We start from the raw sequence: 22,745 nt of genomic DNA, 5'->3' as shown, positions 1-22,745 counted from the left end.
AATCCTGGCAGAATTGAAGTTGACCGGCGCACCTGTGCGTCTGCAGCGTGCGTGCCACAATATGGGCGCAAGCTGCCGTAGCGGTCTGCCAAAGGCCTCTAACCCAATCGCGCTTCGATTTCGTTGCGGATGGTCAGCAGCAGGCCGGGGTCGGTGGAAAGTCGATCGACTTCTTCGTCAAGGATCGCATGGAATGCGCGGCGCTTGAACTGGCGACAGGTTTCATAGTCGAAACCTTGCTCGACCGTCGAACACACCAGATCGATCATCCGTTCAGCACCGTGCAAACGGCCCCAAAGATAATCGTTCTCGCGATAGCTGCGGCTGAAGAACGCGCCGAAATTATAGAATTCGATGCCGCGTAAAGTGGCCCGCGTGCCGCCTTCCCGGATAGAGCGCGCATCATCGGGGCTGATCCGGTCAACTTTGATCGGGTCGAATTCAGTCAACCCTTCATGCCGCATCAGGGGCAGGGTTGCGACATCGTAAAACGGGAAGCCGAGATAGGTCAGCAGCATCCTTCGCCGCAGGTTCTTCGGCATCTTGTCCATTGCATCGGCCAGCTTAGCTTCTGCTTCCTCGTCGACTTCAGGCAGCAATCGCCTTTCCGCCAGCGCATCGAGAACTTTCTCCGGCTCTTCCAGCACGTTTGCCGCCAGAGTGGGGAAATCCGCGCCCAGTGTTCCTGCGATGTCGCGGTCGAAATATAGCGACAAGATCTCGTAGATAACCGACCGGGCATCATCGATGGCAGCATCATCAATGTCAGGGTCGGCATCCCAATCGCGGGACAGTCGCCTTGCCAGCAAGCGCATTCTGCGTTCCCGGAATCCCAGATCATGGGCGCGGAAAAAGGCGATGGCTTCCTCGCTCGCGCCGCCTTTCGCCCCCGCCAGGCTGACAACCCCGCGATCTTGCAGAACTCTGCGAAATGCCTCTGCAATCGGTGACGAATCGGGCAGCCCGAGCTCCGGCGCGACGTGAAGAACCAGGTCGGCGAGATTATCGAGGATCGCGGTGAACTTGGCCTGGGCGTAAGACTGGAACGCGAAGCCCGCAGCATCTGCGGCGGCGACTTGCGCCCGATTGCGCCATGCTATGAGGCGCTTCGGCGTTGGCTTGTCCAGGAACAAGGTCCGCCCGAAAAGCTTCTCCACCGCCGTTTCCACTTCGGGGCGAAGCGCGGTGATCATCTGCCGCAATTGCGCAGCCTCGCGCGACTGGCGGTCAAGAACTTCAAGATTGTCGCGGATCGGCTGCTCGCGCGGTATGGTCGATAGCGAGCCGAAGATTGCCCCGAAAAATCCAACAGGATCATCGGATTTCTCTTTCAGCGATCCAAACCTGTCGGGGCGCGGATCGATATAGACGAACCGCCGGTCGACTTCGCGCTGGGCAGGGCGGCCTTGCAACGCACGTATCGCGCCATCGAACGGCTTGTTGACCAACACCGAACCGTCAATCAGCGAAACGTCACCTTCCCGCCCATCGCGCAAATGGCCCGGCATTATCCGGGCAAGGAACGCTTCCCTCTCAGGCCACTCCATGCCCTGTTGCTGCGCCAGTGCGTCAATCTCTGCGAGCCGGAGCGGGGGAAATGCACCAGGGAAACTGGCCGTCGCTCGCGCAGCAAGAGTTAGTTCAAGGGGGTTGGCTAGAGCCGCACCGCCTTCGCACGGAGTGATCGATTCGAACGCAACCGGCATCCGGTGTTCGGTCTCCTCAACGACCGGCGGACTGTTTAGCCGCAACAGTTCGAGATGCCCGCGAAAGTCAGTTGTCGTGACAAACAGATCGACCGGGTGGTTTGGCGGAAGCAGAGGAAGTTCCTCGGCACCATCTGCCATCGCTTTGAACGCATCGAACAACAGGCGGGAGAAGCCGGAGCCCGAGAACGGGGGTTGGAACCACCGACCTCGGACAAAGTGAGACACCTTCCGTCGCACTTCAGCGCGGGTTTCAGGCGCAACCGTCTCGGAAACGACATTTCCCGGACGCTTGAACAACCACCATGCAATCGGCTGCGCCCAGAATTTCGCAAACCGCCACACCGGCCGTGCATCGGGATCGAGCAGTCGGTCGACGTCCGCCACATCGAGCCACAAATCGGTTAGCGGTTCGAGCGATTGGCCCGAGTGTACTGCCTGCGCGAGGAATACGGCGTTGATGCCCCCCGCACTTGCTCCGGAGAGAATGTCGGGCAGCACCCTGAGGCGCAGGTCCTTCTCGGCCTGAATATGCTCAAGCAAGTCACGATAGACGCCCTGAACGCCTTCGTCTCGCGGCTCTCCGGCGTGAAACCCGCGACTGGCGCGGGCAAGCTTCCAGACTTCCTTCGTCACGCCATGCATATAGATCGCCAGACTCACTCCGCCGTAGCAAACGAGGGCAATACGGAGTTCTTTTTGGCGCATAACCACCTTGTGGCGGGCAAATGGCATGAACGCAATTGCGTTCCTCAAATGTTCCGCTTATCAGTGCGCCATGGCGAAGCCCAAGAAACGCTACATCTGTCAGGCCTGCGGGTCGGTATCGCACCGCTGGCAGGGGCAGTGCCCCGACTGCGCGGAATGGAACACCTTGTCGGAAGACATTCCGGCAACGGTGTTTTCGCAGAAACACGATCTGTCGAGCGGAGGGCGCAAGGTCACTTTCGAGCCGCTCGATATGCCGGGCGCTCCGTTGCAGCGACAGACAACCGGCCTGGAGGAGTTTGATCGGGCCTTGGGCGGTGGGCTCGTGCCGGGCTCCGCGATCCTGATGGGGGGCGATCCCGGCATCGGCAAGTCCACTTTGCTGTTGCAGGCTGCGGCGCGGGTCGCAAAAAATGGCGGAGAAACTGTTTATGTAAGCGGCGAGGAAGCCGCCGGGCAAGTTCGGCTGCGTGCATCACGGCTCGGTCTGGCCGATGCACCGATCAAGCTCGCCGCAGCGACTTCGGTGCGCGACATACTGACGAGCCTCAACGCGATGGAAGCGCCTGCGTTTCTGGTCATCGATTCGATCCAGACCATGCACTCCGACACGATCGAAGGCGCGCCGGGCACGGTCAGTCAGGTCCGGGGCTGTGCGTTTGAGCTGATCCGCTACGCCAAGGAAAACGGGGTCGCGATGGTCCTTGTCGGCCACGTGACCAAGGACGGCAATATAGCCGGCCCGCGCGTGCTGGAACACATGGTCGATGTGGTGATGAGCTTCGAAGGCGAACGCAGCCACCAGTACCGGATCCTGCGAGCGCTCAAGAACCGCTTTGGTGCAGTCGACGAAATTGGCGTTTTCGCAATGGCCGGGGCAGGGCTGGAGGAAGTGAAAAATCCTTCGATGCTGTTTCTGTCCGGCAGGGATGAGCCGCTCGCGGGAAGTGCGGTCTTCCCCGCCTTGGAAGGCACGAGGCCGGTTCTCGTCGAGGTGCAGGCCCTGATCGTGCGTCTTCAAAGCGGCGCTACTCCGCGCCGGGCAGTCGTCGGGTGGGACAACGGACGGCTAGCGATGCTGCTGGCGGTTCTGGAATCGCGTTGCGGACTGAACTTCAGTTCGGCTGAAGTCTATCTCAATGTGGCGGGCGGCTATCGCTTGTCCGATCCGGCGGCGGATGTCGCAGTCGCAGCAGCGCTCGTTTCTGCGCTCGCTGACAAGCCTCTGCCTCCGCAAAGCGTATGGTTTGGTGAAATCTCGCTTGCCGGGGAAGTTCGGCCTGTAGCGCATGCGGGGCTGCGGATGCGCGAGGCGGCGAAACTGGGATTCGGATTCGGTGTGGGTCCGCAAGATGCGGACAGTTCAGACGGGATAAATTATCACGGTATCAGACAATTGGGCAATCTCGTTGACCGGGTGATGGCTTCCCACTAATTCTGCGCGGCATATGACAGGTTTCGATATCATTGTGCTGATAGTGGTCGGTGTGGCGGCTGTTGGCGGCTTCATGCGCGGTCTTGTGCAGGAGGTGCTGTCGCTCGCCTCCTGGTTCCTTGCAATCTTCGCCATCCACTATCTGCATACACCGCTGTATACTGCACTGTCGCCGTACACTGGCGCCAGCACCGCTACTGCGATTCTCGCATTCGTCCTGCTCCTGCTGATCCCGTACGCCGCGATGAAACTCATCGCTGGCAGGGCTGGCGATGCGTCGCGCAAGTCGCTGCTGGGTCCGATTGACCGGGTTCTGGGTTTCGGCTTTGGCGCGATCAAAGGTGCGATCATCGTGGTCATCGCTTTTTCGATGTTGGTGCTGGGTTACGATACCGTCTGGGGTATTGCCGGACGACCGGCGTGGATAACGACTGCGCGAACCTATCCTGTAGTCAATGCGTCGAGCGAGGCATTGGTCCAGATGATTCAGGAACGCCGGATCTACCTCCGTGCAGAGCAGGAAGCCGCAGAAAGCGGCGAGTGAACCATGCCCGATAGCGGGTTGGCCAGGCTCTACACTCCAAACATACTCTCGCTCGCCGTCGAGCTTGCCATCTATCCGCTTGCTGCCGATTTTCAGTGGCGAGGAGACGCGCGGTCGCGCACCTGTGGCAGCGAAGTGGTTTTTGCCTGCAACGTAAACGGGGACGGCGGCATCGCGGACTTCGGTCTGCAGGCGAAGGCTTGTGCCATCGGGCAAGCAGCGGCTTCCCTGTTCGCGCGCGGCGCGAAAGGACGAACCGGATCGGATATAGGCCGCACAGTACACAGCCTGGAAATCTGGCTGGCGGGTACCGATGATTTGCCTGATTGGCAGGGGCTGGAAATCCTGCAACCGGCCCGCGAACACAGGGGCCGTCACGATGCCATCCTGCTGCCGTGGAAGGCCGCACTCGCAGCGCTTTCCAATTCTGGGCAGCCTCGCTAGAGCCGCGTGACAATCAGCTTCGGGGGAGAATGAGGAATGGACGCCTCGGACGCAATGCAGGAACGCGAACCCAGCGAGAAGGAAATCAGGCTCGTCATCGGAGCCAGTTCCGCCGGCACCATTTTCGAATGGTATGATTTCTTCATCTACGGCACGCTCGCTTACATCCTGAAAGACGCCTTTTACGATGTGGACGACCCCACGCTGGGTCTGCTGCTCGTCTGGTCCACCTTCGCAGTTGGTTTTGCATTCCGGCCGGTCGGCGCAATCCTGTTTGGTTATCTGGGCGACAAGTTGGGGCGCAAATACACATTTTTGGTGACCGTTACGCTGATGGGTATCGCAACGGCCGGGGTGGGCCTCATCCCGACGGTTGATCAGATCGGGATAGTGGCGCCGATCATCGTTATCATACTCAGAGTGCTGCAGGGACTGGCGCTTGGCGGTGAATATGGCGGCGCGGCAATCTATGTGGCTGAACATGCTCCGCCGGAGAAGCGCGGTTTCTACACCAGCTTTATCCAGGCCAGCGTAGTCGGCGGATTTGTCCTGTCGATTATCGTCGTACTGGTTTGCCGCTTCATCATTCCGGATGACGATTTCAACGCATGGGGCTGGCGTGTGCCATTCCTGCTTTCGATCATCCTCTTGGCAATTTCCTTGTGGATGCGCTTCAAACTGTCCGAAAGTCCGGTTTTCAAAGCGATGAAAGAGGCGGGCGAAACCTCGGGCAATCCGTTTCTCGAAAGCTTCACCTATCCCGGCAACAAGAAACGCATTTTCGTGGCTCTGTTCGGGGTGGCGGGTGTGCTGACCACGATCTGGTACACCGCGTTTTTCTCCAGCCTCTCGTTCCTCAAAGGGGATATGCGGCTGGACGAGCTGACCGTCGAAATCATTCTGTTGATCGCCGGCCTGCTGTCGATGGCCTTCTACGTTGTCATCGGCAAATGGTCGGACCGGGTCGGTCGCAAGAAGCCGATCATCATCGGCGCGCTTGCATCGCTTGCGCTGCTGTTCCCGATCTTCTGGGCCATGGGCAGCCTCGCCAATCCTGCGCTGGCTGAAGCGGCGGAACGAAGCCCGGTGGTCGTGACCGGTCCTGAATGCGTAACCGATCCTTTTGCCGAACTGATGGATCGTCAACCGAGCGATTGCGGCAAGGTGCTCGGCTCGCTGATCGCCAGCGGTGTCACCTATACGGTGGAGCCGGGCGAAGAAGTATCGGTTAGCGTTTCCGGTGATCCGATCGCCATCCCCGCCGAATGGTATCAAGACGGCGCGGCACGGAATTCCGGCTTGCAAGCGGCGCTTGCGCCCTACGGTTTCGATTTCTCCCGGCAAGTGCCACCGATTGGGAATATCCTCGGCATAGTAGCCTTGTTGCTGGCACTCGGGGCTCTGTCCGCACTGACCTATGGTTCGGTCGCGGCGCTCCTGACCGAGATGTTCCCGCCGCGCATCCGCTATTCCTCGATGTCGATCCCCTATCACATCGGTGCCGGCTGGCTTGGCGGCTTCCTGCCGCTCATATCCGGAATAATCGTCGCAAGCACCGGCAACGTCTACTCGGGGCTGTGGTACACTTGGATTGTGGTCGCAATTGGCGTGGTTGTTGCCTGGTGGGGATTGCCGAACGGGCCACCGACCGACTTCCAAGACAATGCCTGACAGACCTCCTGCCACCTTGCGGCTCCGGGTCGACGAAGCGGCGCTTAAGGCAAACTGGAAAACGCTCGATCGCTTGTCAGGCCATGCGCAGACCGGAGCAGCGGTGAAGGCGGATGCCTATGGACTCGGCGTCGAACATTGCGTCCCGGCCCTCAGAGAAGCTGGTGCGCGCCACTTCTTCGTCGCACACTGGAGCGAGGTCGAACCGGTCGCGAGCTTAGCACAAGGCTGCTCGATCGCTGTCTTGCACGGCCCGATGACCGCTGGCGATGTGTCCTTTGCCGAGGCGACCGGAGCGGTGCCAGTGATCAACAGCCTGGCCCAGGCCAAGCTATGGCGCGAACAGGGTAACGGCCCGTGCCACTTGATGGTCGACACCGGGATAAATCGTCTCGGCATTTCGATGCAGGATATTGGCGATCCGCTGCTCCAGATGCTCGAAATCAAGGTGCTGATGTCGCATCTCGCTTCGGCCGACGAGTCGAGCGGCCAGAATGCGCTTCAGCTGGATCGCTTCCGGCAGGCCTCTGCAAATCTGCCGCACGAAGCGCTCAGCCTGTGCAACAGTGCAGGCATAGCCATGGGCGAAGGCTACCATTTCGATCTGACCCGTCCCGGGCTCTCGCTTTATGGAGGGGTGCCGCGGCCAGAGCTTTCCGGCCATATTCGGCAAGTGGCTTTTCCGCAGGCAAGCGTATTGCAATTGCGACAGATCAGCGCCGGAGACAGCGTCGGATACAACGCGACCTTCACTGCGGATCGGGCAATGCGCGTTGCGGTGATTTCACTCGGCTATGCCGATGGTTTTCTCCGAACGCGCGGGCCGGAGGGCGCGCTCGGCTGGGAAGACGTGGCGCTCCCGATTCTCGGCAAGGTTTCGATGGACATGATCGTGGTCGATGCGAGCAATGCCCTGAACCTGGGCGAGGGTGACTGGCTGGATGTGCCTTTCGACTTGCCGGACAATGCCGCGAAAAGCGGTCTGTCCCAATACGAATTGCTGACAACCTTGGGCAACCGTTTCGACCGGTCGGTTTTATAACAGCTATGTTGCACTGCACATGCTGCACCTGCTAATGCAGCATTCCTGCACAACGAGAGGGCACCTCCATGGCCAAGCGCAATGCGCAAGATGGCGACACCATTACCATCAAGAAATACGCTAACCGTCGTCTCTACAACACCGGATCCTCCAGCTACATAACACTGGACGATTTGGCGAAGATGACGCGAGAGGGGGTCGATTTCAAAGTGGTCGATGCCAAGTCCGGCGACGACATCACCCATTCCATCCTGACTCAGATCATCATGGAAGAAGAAGCCAGCGGCCAACAGATGTTGCCGGTCAGCTTCCTGCGTGACTTGATCGGTATGTACGGCAATTCAATGCAGTCCATGATGCCCAGCTACCTCGAAGCCAGCATGACCAATTTCCGGCAGAACCAGACCAAACTGCAGGAAGCCTTCAAAAAGGGTATTTCCGGCAATCCGCTGGCAAAGATTGCGGAAACCAATCTGGCGGTGATGAAGGCAATGGGCGATGCTCTGATCCCGGGCTCGAAAACCTCCGCTGGAGGAACCAAACCTTCGGATGGTGAAGAGCTGGCTGCCTTGCGCAAACAGATGGCCGAAATGCAGAAAAAGCTCGACGAACTGGGCAAATAAGGCGCGCTCGCGCCATACTCGAAATCAACAGGAAACTCGACTTGTCAAACATTCGCCACGCTCTTTCGGTGAAGCGCGCCGACGATTTTGCGCAATGGTATCAGGAAGTAATTTCAGCCGCTGACCTGGCCGAAGAGTCGGGCGTGCGCGGCTGCATGGTCATGAAGCCGTGGGGCTATGGCATCTGGGAACGTATCCAGCGCCTGATGGATGCGCGGATCAAGGATGCCGGCGTCGACAATTGCTATTTCCCGATTTTCATCCCGCTATCCAACTTCGAACGCGAGGCGGAGCATGTCGAAGGCTTTGCCAAGGAAATGGCGGTCGTAACGCACCACCGTTTGATTGCCGGGCCCGATGGCAAGCTGATCCCCGATCCGGAAGCCAAGCTTGAAGAGCCGCTCGTGGTGCGCCCGACTTCGGAAACCATCATCGGCGACGCGATGGCGCGCTGGGTCCAAAGCTGGCGCGATCTGCCGTTGCTGACCAACCAGTGGGCCAATGTGGTGCGCTGGGAAATGCGCACGCGGATGTTCTTGCGCACCACTGAATTCCTCTGGCAGGAAGGCCACACGGCACACGAAACGCGCGAGGATGCGCTCGAAGAAACGCATCGCGCGATCACGATGTACAGCGATTGTGCTGAAGATGATCTGGCCATTCCCGTGATCGTCGGCGAGAAGCCTGAGAACGAACGTTTCCCCGGTGCTGTGGAAACCTGGTCGATCGAAGCCATGATGCAGGATGGCAAAGCCCTCCAGGCTGGCACGAGTCACTATCTCGGGACGAATTTCGCTGAAGCCAGCGGCATCCGGTATCAGGATCGCGAAGGCACCCAGCAACTTGCGCATACAACCAGCTGGGGCTTTTCAACACGCATGGTTGGCGGTGTCATAATGACCCATGGCGACGATGACGGGCTGCGTGTGCCACCCAAGATTGCCCCGTGGCAGATTGTCATTCTTCCCATGCTGCGTGACAAGCCCGAAGACGAGAAAGTGCTGGAGTATTGCGGAGAGATCGTCGCGAAATTCCGCGAACTTGGGTTGAGCGCCTGTGGTGAACCGATCCGCGTGTTGCTCGACAAGCGCCCTGCCAAGGGTTCTGCCAAGCGCTGGGAGTGGGTTCGCAAAGGCGCGCCGATCATTCTCGAGGTGGGGCCGCGGGACATGGCGGACGGCAAAGTCGCAATGCTGCGGCGCGATCAGCTGTGGAACGAAGAAAGCGGCAAGCCTGCGTTCCAGTTCCTGACCCGCGAAGGATTCTCTTCGCAGGCACCATCCTTGCTGGAAGCCATCCAGGACCGCTTGTTTGAAGAAGCGCGCGAGCGCCGCGATGCCAATATCACTCGCGGGATCACGGATTTCGATGCATTATCGGATTTCTTCTCCGGCGATGCGCGTTATCCCGGCTGGGTCGAGGTGCAATGGTCGAAGCCGACCGGCGCAGCGCTTGAAAAGGTCGTCGAGCAGCTGAAAGCCTTGAAGCTTACCATGCGCAATGTTCCGGTCGATGCAGCGGCGGTTGACGGAGCCTGCATTTTCACTGGCGAACCGGCGGTCGAACGCATATTCGTCGCCCGCGCGTATTGATCGGTTACGGGGAACGACCATGCTCTCGGCAATTAAACACAACCTGAAAAACCTGACGAATTTCGAGGGGCGGGACAGGCGCTCGACCTTTTGGTGGTACGTCCTGTTTTTGGTGATCCTGAATTTCGTAATCGGGCTGGCGGTCTCGATACCGCTGTACACAGCCATGCTTGGTGCAGCGTTCGAAACTGTTCAGGCTGGTGGAGATCCCGAAGCGGTCAATGCAGCGATGTCTGCCAGTCTCGGCGACCAGATGCGTTTTATCACATACGCTGGCGGCGCTCTGACTTTCATCCTGATCGGGTTGTTCTCGGCCAGCTTCGTGCGGCGTCTGCACGATTCGGGCAAATCGGGCTGGTGGCTGGCGCTCGCACTTGCTCCGGTGATTTATACCACAGTGATGAGCAGCCTGAACGTCGATGCCGTGGTGGAGATGGCTCGCTCGGCAATGAATCAGTCCGATCCGGATAAAGCCTTCGGCGACCAGACCCGACTGTATTTCTCCAGCATAGTGGGTTGGGCCGGTTATCTGGTTACGATCATATTCGGGGTTCTGGAATCGGACGATGGACCGAACCGTTTTGGCGAAGAGCCTGAGGTGCTCACCTGAATTCATTCGAGATCGGGCTTGCCAAATGCCGCTCGTGATCGGAGATACGCGTCATGCGCTATCTCATCGTCACGCTCGCTGCCTTCTGTTCCTCCGCTGCCATTGCGCAGTCCGAAGCCGAACCCATTGATCCGGCTGTATCTGTTTCTGCTGACCGGCTTGAAGCCGATCTGGAACGCCTGGTCGCGTTCAGCACCAGACATACCATGTCCGCGCAGGACGATCCTGAGCGCGGGATTGGCGCTGCGGTCGATTGGGGCGCAGATAGCTTTCGCGCCATTTCTGCCGACTGCGGCAATTGCCTTGAAGTAGTCCTGCCTGAAAGAGTGGTGCAGGGGCGGCGCATTCCGACCCCGACCCGGTTACGAAATGCGGTCGCAATCCAGCGCGGCACCGAACGGCCGAACGAAGTTGTCATCGTACAAGGCCATATCGATAGCCGCGTCAGTGACGTGATGGATTTCACCAGCGATGCTCCGGGCGCAAATGATGACGGATCGGGCACAGCCCTGGTCATCGAAGCGGCGCGCGTGCTCTCGAAACAGAAATACGCGGCCACCATCGTTTACGCATTGCTATCGGGTGAAGAGCAAGGGCTCTACGGCGGCCAGTTGATGGCCGATTATGCCGAAGAACAGGGCTGGACCGTCAAGGCGGTGCTCAACAATGATATCGTGGGCGGAAGTTGTGGCTCTGACGGCTATTGCGACGACACCCATGTGCGCGTGTTTTCCGAAGGGCCGCGGGCCGATCTGACCGATGACATCCGTGCTGCACAGCGACGCAATGGCGGCGAGAACGACAGCCCAAGCCGCAACCTGTCGCGCTGGCTGGATACCATTGCGGACGAGTATCCCGGCGAATTGGACGTGCGGCAAATCTGGCGGACCGACCGTATGGGGCGCGGCGGGGACCAGATCCCGTTTCTCGACAAAGGTTATCCGGCAGTCCGCTTCTCCGTCGCGGTGGAAGATTATGATCATCAGCACCAGGATTTGCGGGAGGAAGAGGGCGTCACTTACGGGGATACAACCGATGAAATGGATTTCGGCTATCTCGCCAAAGTCACGCGGTTGAACGTGCGAGCGCTTGACCGGCTGGCCAATGCGCCCATGCCGGTGGCCCCGACAATCGACGCAGCGGTCAGAACCGACACCGCATTGAGCTGGCAAACCATCGCCGGTGCCGATGCCTATTGTGTTCGCGTGCGCCGCACCGACGAAGCCGCATGGCGCGCTTCAGTGCCGGCTGGAACGGCCGGTCAGGACTGGTCTGATTGCGTCGTGACGAGCGAGCAGCTGGCGGGGGAAAAGGTCGATTTCATTGTTCCGTTACGCGGTGATGACTGGATCTTCGGCGTTCAGGCGCTGAATGAGCTGGAGGCAAGTCCGGTCGCCAGCGCAGTTCCTGCCGGAAGCTTTGCCCCGATCCCGAAGGAACAGGGTGACAGCGAGTAGAGCCGCGCCCATATGGGCGGCCTATGGCCAAACGCCCCTACATCAATCGCCCCCAGGGCCTGCCTGGCAAAGAGCAGGTTCTCGAATTCCTCCAGACCGCTGACGGCATCGTCGGCAAGCGTGAGCTTGCCAAGGCATTCGGCCTCAAAGGGCAAGAGAAAATTGCTCTCAAGAAGTTGCTCAGGGACATGGCCGAAGAAGGCCTGATCGACGGCAAGAAAACCGCCTATCACCAGATGGGCGGCGTGCCCAAGGTCACTGTGTTGCGGGTTCTCGAAATCGAGGACGGGGAGCCGTACGCCATCCCTGACAGCTGGCAGCCGGACAGCGGCAGCCCGCCGCCCCGCCTTCGCGTTATCGAAAGCAAGAAGGGCAAGGGGCGCCACCCGGCCCTGAGGGTCGGCGACCGAATTCTTGCCCGAACGGAAGAGGCAGGCAGCGGCTGGACTGCCCACGTCATGAAAAAGCTTCCGGCGAAAACCGACGGGCTGATGGGCGTGGTCGAAATCGACGGAAGCGGCAAAGGCTGGCTTGCCCCGGTCGACAAGCGGATCCGTCAATCGACCGCCATTGCCGACCTTGGCGGAGCGGAAGAGGGGCAACTGGTCCTTGCAGAACCGGTCGGGCGCTCTCCGCGTTCGGGGGTCAAAGTCGTCGAGGTGCTCGGCGACCCGCTTGCTCCGAAGGCTTTCTCGCTGATCGCCATCTCCAAGCATGGCATCCCTCATGTCTTCCCTGAAAATGCGCTCGAAGAAGCGCAGCTGGCGGCAAAACTGCCTCTGAGCGAGGAACAGCGTGAAGACCTGAGAAACCTGCCCATCGTTGCGATCGATCCAGCGGATGCACGGGACCATGATGACGCGATCTGGGCCGAACCGGACGGCAAAGGCGGCTTCAAGGCACTGATCGCCATTGCCGACGTGTCTTTCTATGTCCGCCCGGGCAGTGCGGTAGACCGCGAAGCGCGCAAGCGCGGCAACTCGGTCTATTTCCCCGACCGTGTCGTGCCCATGCTGCCTGAAGTGCTGAGTGCCGATGTCTGCTCGCTCAAACAGGGCCAGGACCGCGCGGCGATGGTCTGCCACCTGCACATCTCTGCCGACGGAAAGATTCTCGAACAACAGTTCCGCCGTGCCATCGTGCGGCTTGCATCGAATATCTCCTATGAAGATGCTCAGGCGCAGGTCGATGATGGGACCGCCGAACCGCACCTGCGCAAATTGTGGGATTGCTGGAAAGTGCTCGCCGCGGCGCGCGACAAGCGCGATCCGCTTGAACTCGATCTGCCTGAACGCCGGGTCATTCTGGATGATCAGGGCAAGATTGCTGAAATTGCCGTGCGCGAACGTCTCGATGCCCACCGGGTGGTCGAGGATTTCATGATTGCCGCCAATGTCGCAGCAGCCAAAGCGCTCGAGAACAAGGCATCACCGGTCGTTTACCGGGTCCACGAGCCGCCCAGCCGCGAGAAACTGGTCGCGCTGAAAGAGTATCTTTCGACTTTCGGAAAGACCCTCGCACTGGGTCAGGTCGTCACGCCCGGCCTGTTCAACCGGATGCTGAAGGATGTGACTGACGAGTCGGAAAAAGCCCAGGTGATGGAAGCCGTCCTGCGCACCCAAATGCAGGCATATTACGGCCCCAAGAATGCGGGACATTTCGGCCTCTCGCTTGGTTCGTACGCCCATTTCACCTCGCCGATCCGCCGCTATGCAGACTTGCTGGTCCATCGCGCGCTGGTTGACGCATTCAAGCTGGAGCAGCCGAAACCCGAACTCGATGTTCCGCCTGCCACCGGCCTGTCGGACAAGGACCGGGAAGACCTGGCCCGGATCGCCGATGCAATCAGCCAGACAGAGCGGCGCGCGATGGAGGCCGAGCGCGACACGATCGACCGTTATGTCGCCGCGTGGCTATCGGGGAGAGTGGGCGAGACATTCGATACCCGCATCACCGGTGTCCAGAATTTCGGCTTCTTCGCGACTATCGAAGGGTTGGGCGGCGATGGGCTGGTGCCCGTTTCGACACTAGGATCGGAACACTTCCGGTATGACGAGAAGGCGCAGGCCCTTGTCGGCGAGAACAGCGGCACGAGTTACACCAGCGGAGACCGGCTCAAGCTCAAACTGGGCGAAGCCAACCCGCTTACCGGCGCGCTGAAATTCGTTCCGCTGGACAGCGACGGCAATCCGATTGAAGCGCGCGGTAATCGTCCTGCGCCAAGGCGAAAAGGTCAGCATCCCGGAGGAAATCGGGGTCGTCCGGCAAACATCCGCCATCAAGGCAAAGCCAGACCTGGAGGTAAGGGTAAAGGCAAGGGCAAGGGCAAGAATGGCGGAAAAGGAAAGCGCTGACCAAAATCAGGGTCCAACGGCTTGGATCAGGCGCTAGCTAAGCTTGTCCAGCTGTTCACCGCTCAATCCGCCGGGCACGATAACCAGCGGGCAGGGCAGGCTTCCGGCATTTGCGGAGAAATGGGTCACGAGCGGTCCAGGCCCCCCGTCCTCGGCCGCTGCCAGGACAAGGCTGGTAACTTCCGGGTGTCCGGCCAAATATTCACGGATCACCTTCTGGGCATCGCCGATACGGACGGAGATTGTGGGCATCTTGCCGCTTTCGGAAAACAGGTTCCCGGCAGCGCTGCTCGCCATGACCTCGGCCCGGTCTCGCGCTTCCTGTTCAATCGTTTCCTGCACCGCACCGAAGGCGGTGAAATTCTGCTTTTCAACCAAGGCCAGGATATGCACCGCGTCGCCGCCCTGCACCGCGCGGCGGGAGGCGTAGCGCAGTGCTTTGCGTGCCTCGTCGCTCTCATCCATGATCACCAGATAGACGCGCATTTCTTCCCCCTAGCGGAGCGCAGAGTTGTTGCGCTGCGTTTGGCGAGTATCCTCTGAAATCGTATTCGGAGCAAGAACCTTGCCCACGCGCGCCAAATTGGCCAGAGGGTTACCCTACGTCACAACAGGAATTCACGAGCACCCATGCCCACACCGATCAAGATGCCCGCCCTGTCACCGACCATGGAGGAGGGCACGCTCGCCCGCTGGCTCGTCAAGGAAGGCGATACCGTCAGCTCCGGCGACATTATGGCCGAGATCGAGACCGACAAGGCGACGATGGAATTCGAAGCGGTCGATGAAGGCATAATCGCAAAGATCGAGGTGCCCGAGGGCAGCGAGAATGTGAAGGTCGGGACGGTTATCGCAATTCTCGCGGAAGAGGGCGAGGATGTGAGCGAGGCTGCTGCGTCGTCGGTTGGTCCGGAAGAATCCAAATCGGAACCATCGAAGAAAGAGGCTGAAAAGCCCGCTGCTGCGCCGGCATCAACTCCGGCACCAACGCCAACTCCTGCACCCGCGCCAACTCCGGCACCGACCCCCGCACCAGCGGCGGATGGCGACCGGATTATTGCATCGCCGCTCGCCAAGCGGATTGCGGAGCAGAAGGGCATAGACCTTACCGGCGTGGAGGGCAGCGGCCCCAATGGCCGCATCGTCAAAGCGGATATCGAAGGCGCGAAGGCCGGGGCGGCTGCGGCCAAAGCGGAAACGGCGAAACCTGCAGGCGCAGCGCCCGCCAAGCCCGCCACACTCGGCGGCGATCTCGATGCGCCTTACGAAGCGCAGAAGCTCAACAATGTCCGCAAGGTCATCGCGCGCCGTCTGACCGAGGCGAAGCAGACCATCCCGCACATCTACCTTACCGTCGACGTGCAGCTTGATGCGTTGCTCAAGCTGCGCAGCCAGCTGAACGCTTCGCTAGAGGCGGATGGCGTGAAGCTTTCGGTCAATGATCTGCTGATCAAGGCGCTTGCCCGTGCATTGCAACGCGTGCCCAAGTGCAACGTCAGCTTCCAGGGTGACGAATTGTTCGAATATTCGCGGCAGGACATTTCCGTCGCGGTGGCTGCACCTTCGGGCCTGATCACGCCGATCATCCGCGATGCGGGCCGCAAGGGTCTCGCGCAGATCAGCACCGAGATGAAGGAGCTTGCGGGCAAGGCCAAGGAAGGCAAATTGCAGCCGCAGGAATTCCAGGGCGGCACCGCCTCGCTCTCCAACCTCGGCATGTTCGGCACCAAACAATTCGACGCGGTGATAAACCCGCCGCAGGCGATGATCCTCGCGGTGGGCGCGGGCGAGCAACGCCCGCATGTGGTCGACGGCGCATTGCAAGTCGCCACGGTGATGAGCGCCACCGGCAGCTTCGACCACCGCGCCATCGACGGCGCGGACGGTGCGGCGCTGATGCAGGCGTTCCAGCAGCTGGTGGAGAACCCGATGGGGCTGGTGGTCTAATGGGCAAAGGCGCTCAGTTATTCTTGATCACTGCGGCAGCGACTTTCTTAGGAGGTATAGCGCTCGCTCTAGTCCAGCCATGGATATTGCCAGGATCGACCCCGCCCATTCTCGATGCAGATAAGAAGCTCAGTGTTTTCATCGATGATCAATTCGGCCTTGATGGACTTGCGCAAGCTCGAATTGCCAAAAACGTTATGGATCGGTTGGAATATCGAGAAGTTGATGAAGTCGGAGATATTGACCTTGGATTAGCGACGATACGCAACGAAGGGGAAGTGGATATTCCGGATTTCGAGGCTACTTTGATCTCAAGGGTAACGCCCGAGGAGCGAGATTTTCTCGCAGCAGGCTACATGCCGGATGACGGATCAGCGCTTGATGAGACAATACCATTGGACGTCGGGAACGGGCGAGAGGTCAAAATCCCAATTGAACTTCTAAAAGCCGGGGAATCCCTTACGGTTTGGTATGTGATGTCTCAAAACAACATGGCGCGGCTGAAGGTACGAGAACCGAATGTCGATGTCCTTTCAAATCTCGAAATGGCACGGCGATCAGTTGAAGAAGATCGAAATTCTGACGAAGATTCTGATGAGGGATTCGCAGATTGGGTATTTATTCTTATTTTTTCGGTCGCTGCATTTGCAGCTGGCGCAGGTCTCGCAGTCGCTGTGTACGAAGATTTGCTCAAGAAGGTGGGTTTCGAGCCTAAAGAACTGATGGATGCCTACAAAGAGCAGTTAGAAAAAGAAAAGAAAGGTGACTGACCGCTCCCCCCTCATCCGCGTCACGGCCATGCCGACCGATCTCAACCCCTATGGCGGGGTGTTCGGCGGGTGGCTGATGGGCCAGATGGCGCTCGGCGCAGGGTCGCTCGCGAGCCGCGAGGGGCACGGCAAGGCGGTGGTCGTCTCGGCCACCGATTTCGCCTTTCCCGGCGCGATGGCGGTGGGGGACGAGCTGTCGGTCTATTGCAGCATTGCCGGGACCGGGCAGACCTCGCTCACCATTCTCGCCGAAGGCATCGCGCGCGAGCGGCACGGAGAAGCCACCACCAAGGTTGCATGCGGAACGTTCAAGTTCGTCCTGCTCGACGACGCAGGGCGTCCCCGCGCGGTGAAGACCGAAGGGCTGCGCACGGCATGAACGCTGTCCTACACTGCGCGATTCATGCGACAATCACCCTATGCCGAACGCTGTCACCTTCGCAGTCCATCAATCACTGCACCGCCTCATGTGCGGACAGAATCAAACCCTTGGACTGTGTTCCATGTGTTCCACTTGTTCAGGCTCGAAAGGCTTAGACTGAATGACTGCCCAATATGACGTTATCGTTCTCGGCTCCGGACCCGGTGGCTATGTCGCTGCGATTCGCTGTGCGCAGCTGGGGCTCAAGACCGCGATCGTCGAGCGCGAGTTGCTTGGCGGCATCTGCCTCAACTGGGGCTGCATCCCGACCAAGGCGCTGCTGCGTTCGGCCGAGATCCTGCACTATGCCCAGCATGCAAGCGACTATGGGCTGAAGATTGCGGGCAAGATCGAGGCTGATTTGGAAGCCGTGGTGAAGCGCAGCCGCGGGGTCGCCAAGCAGCTCAATCAGGGCGTCACCCACCTGATGAAGAAGAACAAGATCACGGTTCATATGGGCGAGGGCACGCTGACCGGCCCGACCTCGCTGACGGTGAAATCGGACAAGGGCGAGGAAAAGCTCACCGCAAAACACGTGATCGTCGCCACCGGCGCGCGCGCCCGCGACCTGCCCTTCGCCAAGGCCGACGGCAAGCGCGTATGGACCTATCGCCACGCCATGACCCCGCCCGAAATGCCCAAGAAGTTGCTGGTCATCGGCAGCGGCGCGATCGGGATCGAGTTCGCGAGCTTCTACAACGATATGGGCTGCGATGTGACCGTGGTCGAAATGCTCGACCGCATCGTGCCGGTGGAGGACAAGGACGTCTCCGCCTTCCTCGAGAAGAGCCTGACCAAGCAAGGCATGACCATCATGACCGGAGCGGGTGTCGAGGACATCAACGTCAGCGCGAGCGGCGTGAAGGCCAAGATCAAGGCCAAGGATGGCAAGGTCTCGGAGACCGAGTTCACCCACTGCATCACAGCCATCGGCATCGTTCCGAACACCGAGAACATCGGGTTGGAAAAGCTGGCCGAGATGGATCGCGGCTTCATCCAGATCGACCCCTATGGCCGCACGAAGTCCAAGGGCCTGTGGGCCATCGGCGATTGCACGCCGGGCCCCTGGCTGGCGCACAAGGCGAGCCATGAAGGCGTCACCTGTGCCGAGGCGATTGCCAAAGATCTGGGCAACAAGGAGGTCCATCCGCACCCGCTCGACCGGGGCAACATCCCGGGCTGCACCTATTGCCATCCGCAAATCGCCAGCGTCGGCCTGACCGAGGCGAAAGCGAAGGAAGCGGGGCACGAGGTAAAGGCTGGCACATTCCCCTTCATCGGCAACGGCAAGGCCATCGCGCTGGGCGAAGCGGAAGGCTTCGTGAAGACTGTGTTCAATGCCAAGACCGGTGAATTGCTCGGCGCGCATATGGTCGGCGCAGAGGTGACCGAGATGATCCAGGGCTTCGTCGTGGGCAAGACGCTCGAGACGACGGAAGCGGAACTGATGCAGACCGTGTTCCCGCACCCCACCATCTCCGAGTCGATGCACGAAAGCGTGCTTGCTAGCTATGGACGCGCCCTGCATATCTGACCTCCGCCGCAACTAGGAAGAGAACGAGATGACCGGTTTTCTGATTCTCGCTTTTGTCCTCCTCCTCGCGGGTGTCGTCGCCGTGCCGCTTGCCAGCCGTTTCGGCCTCGGTTCCGTGCTCGGCTATCTGCTTGCGGGGATGGCAATCAGTCCGCTGCTCGGTACGCTAAGGGTCGATGTCGAAGCGTTGCAGGTGTTTGCCGAATTCGGCGTGGTGATGATGCTGTTCATCATCGGGCTGGAAATGGAACCCAAGCGTCTGTGGGACATGCGCGGCAAGCTGTTCAGCCTGGGGGGCGGACAAGTGCTGCTGACCACGCTTGCGATCACGGGCATTTCCCTGATCAACCAGCAACCGTGGCAGACAGCTCTTGCGATCGGTCTCGTCCTGGCGCTGTCCTCTACCGCAATCATCGTGCAAACACTCAACGAGAAACGCCTGCTGCGGAGTGAGGGCGGGGAAGCGAGCTTCTCCGTCTTGCTGGTGCAGGATGTTGCGGTCATACCGATCCTAGCTCTGATCCCTTTGCTCGCATTGCCGGAACTGGCGGGAGCCGCCGGAGCACATGGCGGCGAGGGCGGACACGGCGGCATCGACATGACCGAAAACCTGTCCGGCTGGCTTGCAGCGCTTGTGCGCATCGCGGCTGTGGGAGCGGTCGTAGGGATCGGTGTCTACCTGATACGTCCGCTGTTTCGCTATATCGCGGCAGCCAATCTGCGCGAACTGTTCACTGCCGCTGCATTGGTCGTGGTAATCGGAATCGCCCTTTTGATGTCGCTGGTCGGCCTCTCGCCAGCGTTGGGAGCCTTCGTCGCCGGGGTGGTGCTTGCCACCAGCGAATACCGCCACGAGCTTGAGAGCGATATCGAGCCGTTCAAGGGCCTCTTGCTTGGCTTGTTCTTCATCACCGTCGGTGCGGGTATCAATTTCGGCCTGTTGCAAGCCCGGCTGGGCGAAGTGGTTTTCTGGGCTGTGGTCACGATTGCAGCGAAGTTCGCGGTGCTGTTTCTGGTCGGCTGGTTTTACGGACTTCGCCGCCAAGCGTTGTGGCTGTTCAGCCTCAGCTTGCCGCAAGCCGGTGAATTCGCGTTTGTCCTGATCGCTTTCGCGGTCGCCAATGCCGTGTTCGACAATGCCCTTGCTGACCTGCTTCTGCTGGTCGTCGCACTGACGATGTTGGTAACCCCCTTGCTCTTCATCTTCTACGACAAGGTCATCGCCCGGGCTTACTGCAAGGGGAACGAAGCCGGGGAAGAGGCTGACACGATCGATGAGGAAAACTCCGTCATCATTGCCGGACGGGGGCGGGTTGGCGGGATAATCGACCGCATGATCCAGGCGGCGGGATTCGCAACCACGGTCATCGACTACGATTCGAAACACCTCGAACTCGTACGGAAATTCGGTTTCCGGACCTATTTCGGCGACGCCACACGCCCGGACCTTTTGCGTTCCGCCGGGATCGGGAATGCGAAGCTCCTGATCGTCGCGCTGGACGAACGCGAACAGATCGACAAATTGGTCAAATATGTCGCGGCCAATTATCCGCATGTGCACATCACCGCTCGCGCGATCGATCGCAACCACGTCTACGACCTGTGGTCGTTCGGGTGCAGGGATATCATCCGCGAAACCTACGATAGCAGTTTGCGAATGGGCCGCTCGGCCTATGAGGCTCTGGGGATGGACCGACAACAGGCGCAGGCAGCTGCCGACGCATTCGAGAGCAACGACCGCGCCTATATGCCCGAGGTTGCGAACCTGTACAAAGTCGGTGTGCCGTTCCACGAAAACGAACCGCTGATGGAAAAGGTGATGGAATTGCGCGAAAAATGGGATCCCGTCCTGCGGGAACAGATGGACGAGATCTTGAAGAGGGGGCGCTGAGATTGGCGAAGGGAACGCACGATTTCGAAGTCGATCCGCGCAACGAAGCGATCCTGATCAATGTGAACGGAGAGCTGGTGCCGCGCGCGCAAGCCACCGTGTCGGTGTTCGACAGCGGCTTCATGCTCGGCGACGGGGTTTGGGAAGGGCTCCGGGTCCATCAGGCCAAGATCGCGTTTCTCGGCGCGCACCTCGATCGTCTCTACGAAGGTGCCAAGGCCATTGCGATGGATATCGGCCTGACGCGCGAGGAGCTGACCGATCGGCTCTACGCGACGATCGACGGCAATCGGATGCGGGGCGAAGCAGGTGTTCATATCCGCCTTATGGTCACACGCGGCATTCGCTCCACACCCTATCAGGATCCGCGTGTGGTCATCTCGCCCGCGACGATTGTCATCATACCCGAATACAAGGCTCCGCTGCCGGCTACTGTCGAACAAGGCATCCGCCTGTTCACCGTGCATGTCAGGCGCGGGGATCCTGCGGTGCAGGACCAGAAGCTCAATTCGCATTCCAAGCTCAATTGCATCACCGCCTGCATTCAGGCCACGCAAGCGGGTGCCGACGAAGCATTGATGCTCGACCCGCATGGTTTCGTCGCGACCTGCAATTCAACCCACTTCTTCATTGTGCGCAAAGGCGAGGTGTGGACCAGCAGCGGTGACTATTGCCTTGGCGGAATCACCCGGTCGAATGTCATTCGCGTGTGCCGCGAAGCGGGTATACCCGTGTTCGAGAAGAACTTTTCGCTGACCGATGTCTACGGCGCCGATGAAGCGTTTGTAACCGGGACGTTCGCCGGAGTGGTGCCCGCGACCGAAGTTGACGGCCGACAATTGACCGAGGGCAGGGGGCCGATGGTGGAGCGGCTGCAGGGTCTTTACACGGCATTGATGGAACGCGACGTGGACGGCGGCGCGGCATGACCGTCCGGATCGCTATGTGGAGCGGGCCGCGCAATATCTCCACCGCCATGATGCGCAGCTTTGGGAGCCGCGCCGATTGCGCGGTGTCCGACGAACCCTTCTACGGCGCGTTTCTCAAGGATACTGGCGAAGCCCATCCACTGGCCGCGGGAACCATCGCCGATATGGATTGTGACTGGCAATCGGTTCTCGCAGCACAGTCAGGCGAAGCACCGGGCGGGGAAGCCGTCTGGTATCAGAAACACATGCCGCACCATATGGTCGGGCCGGTGACGATTGGCGACATGCCCGACCACCGCCACGCATTCCTGATTCGCGCGCCCGAGCGGGTGGTCGCCAGCTACCAGAAGAAGAACGAACTGCGTCGCACAGAAATGCTCGGCTTTGCCCAAATGCGCCGCTACTTCGAAGCCGAGGCGGATCGGCTCGGCAAGGCGCCCCCTGTCGTCGATTCGGACGACATTCTGGCTGATCCATCAGGCATACTTTGGGAACTGTGCATCGCGCTGGGCATCACTTGGGATCCTGCGATGTTGAAATGGCAGCAGGGTCCGCTCCCGGAAGACGGCATCTGGGGTTCGCACTGGTACGACAAGGTCAATCGGTCCACCGAGTTTGGTGAACCTCTCGGCGATCTGCCCGAACTGGATGGAGAATATGCGCGGGTGGCCGATGAATGCCGGGCCGATTACGAGGCGCTCAGACAACACCGGATCGTCTGATCAATCCGGCTTCGGCAATTTTGGATAGCGCTTGCGATAGAGCTTCCAGAGTGGCGATGTGATAGAGAAACCGGCGACCGCTCCGCCAAGATAGATGATCCCCGACTTGCCGCCGTCATATCCCAACTCGATGGCGAAAATGTAGTAAGCCAACAGCGCACCGGCGATTGTGAAAATCCCTGTCAGAAGTGCAAGCGGGAAGAACAGGAGCCAATTGTTGCCGGCTTTGCGTCCCGGCCCTCGCGCATGCGAAACGTCCCTCATGATTTGAACTCCCCGGCTCCAAGCGTGATCCGCCCGTTCGATAGCGGGTTGAAGGCTGTCGGGGTCTGCCATGGATATGGG

General features: G+C 59.9%; 20 protein-coding genes. 17 read left to right on the top strand and 3 right to left on the bottom strand.

Annotated elements, in window-relative coordinates:
* Window positions 1–98: 98 nt before the first annotated feature.
* Window positions 99–2,414 carry a patatin-like protein gene (locus tag E0502_RS13060; RefSeq protein WP_137678425.1) on the bottom strand — a complete coding sequence of 772 codons (2,316 nt, stop codon included), beginning with the start codon at window positions 2,412–2,414 and terminating at the stop codon, window positions 99–101.
* 70 nt (window positions 2,415–2,484) lie between these two features.
* On the opposite strand from E0502_RS13060, the gene radA reads away from it, so the two are divergent.
* From radA to rnr, 10 genes are all read left to right on the top strand, one after another.
* The gene (radA, locus tag E0502_RS13055) at window positions 2,485–3,849 is read left to right on the top strand and encodes a DNA repair protein RadA (RefSeq protein WP_137678424.1); all 1,365 of its coding nucleotides are present in this window, start codon (window positions 2,485–2,487) and stop codon (window positions 3,847–3,849) included.
* 13 nt (window positions 3,850–3,862) lie between these two features.
* Window positions 3,863–4,393 (top strand): CvpA family protein, encoded by a 531-nt coding sequence (locus tag E0502_RS13050; RefSeq protein WP_137678423.1) that lies wholly within the window; start codon window positions 3,863–3,865, stop codon window positions 4,391–4,393.
* Window positions 4,394–4,396: 3 nt separating this feature from the next.
* Window positions 4,397–4,837, top strand: coding sequence for an iron-sulfur cluster assembly scaffold protein (locus E0502_RS13045; protein ID WP_240049087.1), 441 nt, complete (start codon window positions 4,397–4,399; stop codon window positions 4,835–4,837).
* Between the two features lie 36 nt (window positions 4,838–4,873).
* Window positions 4,874–6,508 carry an MFS transporter gene (locus E0502_RS13040; protein ID WP_137678422.1) on the top strand — a complete coding sequence of 545 codons (1,635 nt, stop codon included), beginning with the start codon at window positions 4,874–4,876 and terminating at the stop codon, window positions 6,506–6,508.
* Complete coding sequence (gene alr / locus E0502_RS13035) at window positions 6,501–7,550, top strand: alanine racemase (RefSeq protein WP_137678421.1); 1,050 nt, start codon at window positions 6,501–6,503, stop codon at window positions 7,548–7,550. Before E0502_RS13040 ends, alr begins: the two co-directional genes overlap by 8 nt.
* 68 nt (window positions 7,551–7,618) lie before the next feature.
* Window positions 7,619–8,173: a polyhydroxyalkanoate synthesis repressor PhaR gene (phaR, locus tag E0502_RS13030; RefSeq protein WP_137678420.1), complete on the top strand. Its 555-nt coding sequence runs from the start codon at window positions 7,619–7,621 to the stop codon at window positions 8,171–8,173.
* 41 nt (window positions 8,174–8,214) lie between these two features.
* Window positions 8,215–9,765 carry a proline--tRNA ligase gene (gene proS, locus E0502_RS13025; protein ID WP_192895960.1) on the top strand — a complete coding sequence of 517 codons (1,551 nt, stop codon included), beginning with the start codon at window positions 8,215–8,217 and terminating at the stop codon, window positions 9,763–9,765.
* A gap of 19 nt (window positions 9,766–9,784) precedes the next feature.
* The gene (locus tag E0502_RS13020; RefSeq protein ID WP_161593780.1) at window positions 9,785–10,375 is read left to right on the top strand and encodes a DUF805 domain-containing protein; all 591 of its coding nucleotides are present in this window, start codon (window positions 9,785–9,787) and stop codon (window positions 10,373–10,375) included.
* 53 nt (window positions 10,376–10,428) lie between these two features.
* Complete coding sequence (locus tag E0502_RS13015) at window positions 10,429–11,832, top strand: M28 family peptidase (protein ID WP_137678417.1); 1,404 nt, start codon at window positions 10,429–10,431, stop codon at window positions 11,830–11,832.
* Window positions 11,833–11,855: 23 nt separating this feature from the next.
* The gene (rnr, locus tag E0502_RS13010) at window positions 11,856–14,186 is read left to right on the top strand and encodes a ribonuclease R (RefSeq protein WP_137678416.1); all 2,331 of its coding nucleotides are present in this window, start codon (window positions 11,856–11,858) and stop codon (window positions 14,184–14,186) included.
* A 33-nt stretch (window positions 14,187–14,219) separates the two neighbouring features.
* On the opposite strand, the gene E0502_RS13005 is transcribed toward rnr, so the two are convergent.
* The gene (locus tag E0502_RS13005; protein WP_137678415.1) at window positions 14,220–14,672 is read right to left on the bottom strand and encodes a universal stress protein; all 453 of its coding nucleotides are present in this window, start codon (window positions 14,670–14,672) and stop codon (window positions 14,220–14,222) included.
* A 144-nt stretch (window positions 14,673–14,816) separates the two neighbouring features.
* Here E0502_RS13005 and E0502_RS13000 point away from each other — a divergent pair, with 144 nt between their 5' ends.
* From E0502_RS13000 to E0502_RS12970, 7 genes are all read left to right on the top strand, one after another.
* Window positions 14,817–16,133: a pyruvate dehydrogenase complex dihydrolipoamide acetyltransferase gene (locus tag E0502_RS13000; protein ID WP_137678414.1), complete on the top strand. Its 1,317-nt coding sequence runs from the start codon at window positions 14,817–14,819 to the stop codon at window positions 16,131–16,133.
* Window positions 16,134–16,156: 23 nt separating this feature from the next.
* Window positions 16,157–16,903, top strand: coding sequence for a hypothetical protein (locus E0502_RS12995; protein ID WP_137678413.1), 747 nt, complete (start codon window positions 16,157–16,159; stop codon window positions 16,901–16,903).
* Complete coding sequence (locus E0502_RS12990) at window positions 16,896–17,282, top strand: acyl-CoA thioesterase (protein WP_137678412.1); 387 nt, start codon at window positions 16,896–16,898, stop codon at window positions 17,280–17,282. Before E0502_RS12995 ends, E0502_RS12990 begins: the two co-directional genes overlap by 8 nt.
* 163 nt (window positions 17,283–17,445) lie before the next feature.
* Window positions 17,446–18,858 carry a dihydrolipoyl dehydrogenase gene (lpdA, locus tag E0502_RS12985; protein WP_137678411.1) on the top strand — a complete coding sequence of 471 codons (1,413 nt, stop codon included), beginning with the start codon at window positions 17,446–17,448 and terminating at the stop codon, window positions 18,856–18,858.
* 28 nt (window positions 18,859–18,886) lie between these two features.
* On the top strand, window positions 18,887–20,749 hold the full coding sequence (locus tag E0502_RS12980) for a cation:proton antiporter domain-containing protein (protein ID WP_137678410.1): 1,863 nt from the start codon (window positions 18,887–18,889) through the stop codon (window positions 20,747–20,749).
* A gap of 2 nt (window positions 20,750–20,751) precedes the next feature.
* A complete protein-coding gene (locus E0502_RS12975) occupies window positions 20,752–21,678 on the top strand; it encodes an aminotransferase class IV (protein ID WP_137678409.1) in 927 nt (308 codons plus the stop codon).
* A complete protein-coding gene (locus E0502_RS12970; RefSeq protein WP_137678408.1) occupies window positions 21,675–22,400 on the top strand; it encodes a sulfotransferase-like domain-containing protein in 726 nt (241 codons plus the stop codon). Before E0502_RS12975 ends, E0502_RS12970 begins: the two co-directional genes overlap by 4 nt.
* Here E0502_RS12970 and E0502_RS12965 read toward each other — a convergent pair whose 3' ends face one another.
* Window positions 22,401–22,664: a hypothetical protein gene (locus E0502_RS12965; protein WP_137678407.1), complete on the bottom strand. Its 264-nt coding sequence runs from the start codon at window positions 22,662–22,664 to the stop codon at window positions 22,401–22,403.
* Window positions 22,665–22,745 lie beyond the last annotated feature (81 nt).

The organism is Parerythrobacter lutipelagi (assembly GCF_005434975.1).
Classification (GTDB): Bacteria; Pseudomonadota; Alphaproteobacteria; order Sphingomonadales; family Sphingomonadaceae; genus Parerythrobacter_A; species Parerythrobacter_A lutipelagi.
The sequence above is the reverse complement of the archived record's forward strand: the minus strand, read 5'-3'. Positions and strand labels throughout refer to the sequence as shown.